This is a genomic window from Emticicia sp. (genome assembly GCF_049241225.1).
Taxonomy (GTDB): domain Bacteria; phylum Bacteroidota; class Bacteroidia; order Cytophagales; family Spirosomataceae; genus Emticicia.
Window position 1 is genome coordinate 1 of the sequence record NZ_JBMLRC010000151.1, and the last position, 3,339, is coordinate 3,339.

Consider the following 3,339-nt stretch of genomic DNA (forward strand, 5'->3'; position numbering starts at 1 on the left):
AGCAAGGCAATTATTAAAATGTGAGGTATTACAAAAAATACCTCACCCCAAATTCATAACCTTTTACGCCCAAACCCGTAATCATGCCTTTGCATACACGAGTCAGATACGAATGATGGCGGAAAGCCTCACGGGTATGAATGTTCGAGATATGTACCTCAACGGCAGGTGTTTTTACGGCCGAAAGTGCATCTACAATGGCAACCGAAGTATGCGTATATGCCCCCGCATTGATTACAATTCCTGCAAATTCGGTATCGCCATAGCCCACTTCGTGGATTTTATCTATGATTGCTCCCTCGTGGTTCGACTGAAAATAATGCAGCGTAACCTCAGGAAATATCGCCTTCAATTCTTCAAAATAAGCCTCAAAAGTCAGACTTCCATAGATATGTGGTTCACGTTTTCCGAGAAGATTAAGGTTTGGGCCGTTGATAATGATGATATTTTTCGACATTCGACAAAATGTATAGAGATAAAAGACTTAATTTGCCGTAAAATTAACAGAATATCTTTTGAATTGGCCAATCTACATACAGCACTTTAAAAATTACTTACGCTTGGAGCGTTCGATGTCCGAAAACTCCATTGAAGCGTATGTGCGTGATGTGGAAAAACTTAGTCAATTTGCCGAAATCTCAAAGCACCAACCCAAGCCCGAAACCATCACCGAGCGTGATATTATGGATTTCCTGGAATACCTCAATGATTTTGGGCTTTCGGCTACTTCACAGGCACGTATTTTGTCGGGCGTTAAATCGTTCTACAAATACATGGCCATCGAAAATTTGATTCAGACCGACCCCACGCATTTGATTGAATCGCCAAAAGTTGGCCGAAAGCTGCCCGATACGCTGTCTTTTCCTGAAATCGAACAGATGCTCGAAATGATTGATGTTTCTACCCCCGAAGGCACTCGTAATCGAGCCATTTTAGAAGTTTTGTATAGTTGCGGTATGCGGGTTTCGGAGTTGATAGATTTAAAACTAACGAATTGTTATTTTGATATTGGTTTTGTGCGAGTTTTCGGAAAAGGACGAAAGGTAAGGTTGATTCCTATCGGTCGAGATGCCATTAAGTACACAAAAATTTATCTCGAAACTATACGAAATCATCAAGATATCAAAGAAGAAGCCGAGGATATTGTTTTCTTGAATCGTCGAGGTAAAGCACTTTCGAGAGTTATGATATTCTTGATAATCAAAGATTTAGCCGAGCGAGCAGGAATTCAGAAAAACATTTCGCCGCATACATTCCGCCATTCATTTGCTACGCATCTCATCGAGGGCGGAGCCGATTTGCGAGCCGTACAAGAAATGCTCGGACACGAGTCAATCACAACAACCGAAATTTATACGCACCTCGATAGAGTATTTTTGGAAGAAACCATGCGAAGTTTTCATCCGAGAGAGATAAGAATAATGAATGAACGAATGAGAGAATGAGTGAATAAAAAAAATATTTAATTATTCTTATACATTCTACCATTCGCTCATTCTATCATCGCACGGGCGACCCCGTCAAAACTAAATTTATGAAAATAATCACATTAACAGTCAATCCAGCGGTTGACAAAAGTACCAAATTTTCGGGCTTGGTGGCCGAACAGAAAATTCGTTGTGAAAACCCACATTTCGATGCTGGCGGTGGCGGAATCAACGTTTCAAAAGCCATAGCACGCTTGGGTGGACAATCAAAAGCAGTTTTCACGGCAGGAGGCCCAACGGGCGATTTGCTGCAAGATTTACTGAAGAAAGAAAAGATTGATTTTCAGACGATTACAACCAAAAATTGGACTCGTGAAAACTTCATTGCGGTCGATGTGCTTACTAATGCACAGTATCGTTTCGGAATGCCAGGAGCCGAAATCTTGCCTGAAGAAGCCACCGAAATGTTGAAACAAATCGAAGCACTAAAACCCGATTTTTTGGTAGCCAGTGGTAGTCTTTCGGCGGGTTTGGGCGATGATTTCTACGAAAAAGTTGCCGCAGTTTCTCGAAAAACTGGCTCAAAACTCGTTATCGATACCTCGGGCGAACCACTCAAACGAGCCATTGACGAAGGTGTGTATCTGCTAAAACCAAACGTTGGTGAGCTGGCAAAATTGGTAGGAGTTGAAGCCTTAGAAATCGACCAAGTAGATGAGGCCGCTCGTGAGATAATAGCCAAAGGCGGTTGTGAAATCGTGGTAGTTTCGCTTGGTCCACAAGGTGCTGTTTTAGTTACAAAAGATATTTGCGAGCATATTCCGGCACCGTCAGTTCAGAAAAAAAGTACCGTTGGGGCGGGCGACAGCATGGTTGGTGGTATGGTTTGGGCTTTATCAGAAGGCAAAAGTTTGCAGGAAATGCTTCGTTGGGGTGTGGCTTGTGGCTCGGCAGCAACCATGAACGAAGGCACGCAACTCTTCAAAACCGAAGATGCCCAAAGACTTTTTGCATGGTTGCAAAAATACAAGTAGAGCAAGTTTCCGAACTTGCTCTAACTAAATCTAACCCTACAAATATGAAAAACCTTTTTTTATTTTCTTTGATACTGCTACTAACGAGTAGCAAAATATCAGCCCAAATCATTCATTCTCATAACGATTATGAGCAAAAACAACCTTTTTTTGCTGCCTACGATTTAGGTTTTGATTCGATTGAGGCCGATTTGTATCTCAAAGATGGCGAACTTTGTGTGGCTCACGACCAAAAAGATGTGTCAACCGACCGAACACTCCGCAAACTATACATTGAGCCATTACTTGCGAAAATCAAAGAAAATGGGGGATACCCTTACCCCAATAAGAAGTCTTTGCATTTATTGTTAGATTTGAAAAAACAAGGCAAAGAAATCATGCAAGTGCTTGAAAAACAGTTACTTCCTTATAAAAATGAGCTTCGCCACGTGACAATTTCTATCAGTGGAGATATGCCTAAACCCGAAGAATTTCAGAACTACGATAAACTCTTTTGGTTTGATGGAAGAAGGACGCTGGTTTACTCGAAAGCAGCTTTCAAAAGAGTGTATATGGTAAGTGCCAGCTTTGCTGATTTTGGCAAATATTGGGCAGGAAAAGAAGCCCTTCCGCAAGATGTTGCCGATAAAATAAGCGTTTTTGTAGGAGAAATGCACGCCAAAAACAAAAAAGTAAGGCTTTGGGGAACACCCAACACAACGCTTGGTTTTGAAACCTTAAAGGCCTTACAAGTGGATGTAATTGGCACCGATGATTTACCGCTACTACGAGCGTTTATGGAGGGGAAGAGGTAGCGATTACAGTATCAATTTCTTTTGATTTTTTGATAGCTTTTTGAACAAGATTGATTTATCTCCACGATTCCATTTGCTTTTTAA

4 protein-coding genes are annotated in these 3,339 nt (G+C 41.4%); 3 read left to right on the forward strand and 1 reads right to left on the reverse strand.

Annotated features, from left to right (window positions below; all coding sequences use genetic code 11):
• Positions 1–28 precede the first annotated feature (28 nt).
• Complete coding sequence (aroQ, locus tag ACOVO2_RS08945; RefSeq protein WP_421769629.1) at positions 29–457, reverse strand: type II 3-dehydroquinate dehydratase; 429 nt, start codon at positions 455–457, stop codon at positions 29–31.
• A 58-nt stretch (positions 458–515) separates the two neighbouring features.
• On the opposite strand from aroQ, the gene xerD reads away from it, so the two are divergent.
• The 3 genes from xerD to ACOVO2_RS08960 all read left to right on the forward strand — a co-directional run bounded on the left by xerD (position 516) and on the right by ACOVO2_RS08960 (position 3,255).
• On the forward strand, positions 516–1,445 hold the full coding sequence (gene xerD, locus ACOVO2_RS08950) for a site-specific tyrosine recombinase XerD (RefSeq protein ID WP_421769630.1): 930 nt from the start codon (positions 516–518) through the stop codon (positions 1,443–1,445).
• 89 nt (positions 1,446–1,534) lie between these two features.
• Complete coding sequence (locus ACOVO2_RS08955; RefSeq protein ID WP_421769631.1) at positions 1,535–2,461, forward strand: 1-phosphofructokinase family hexose kinase; 927 nt, start codon at positions 1,535–1,537, stop codon at positions 2,459–2,461.
• Between the two features lie 44 nt (positions 2,462–2,505).
• On the forward strand, positions 2,506–3,255 hold the full coding sequence (locus tag ACOVO2_RS08960; protein ID WP_421769632.1) for a hypothetical protein: 750 nt from the start codon (positions 2,506–2,508) through the stop codon (positions 3,253–3,255).
• Positions 3,256–3,339: the final 84 nt, after the last annotated feature.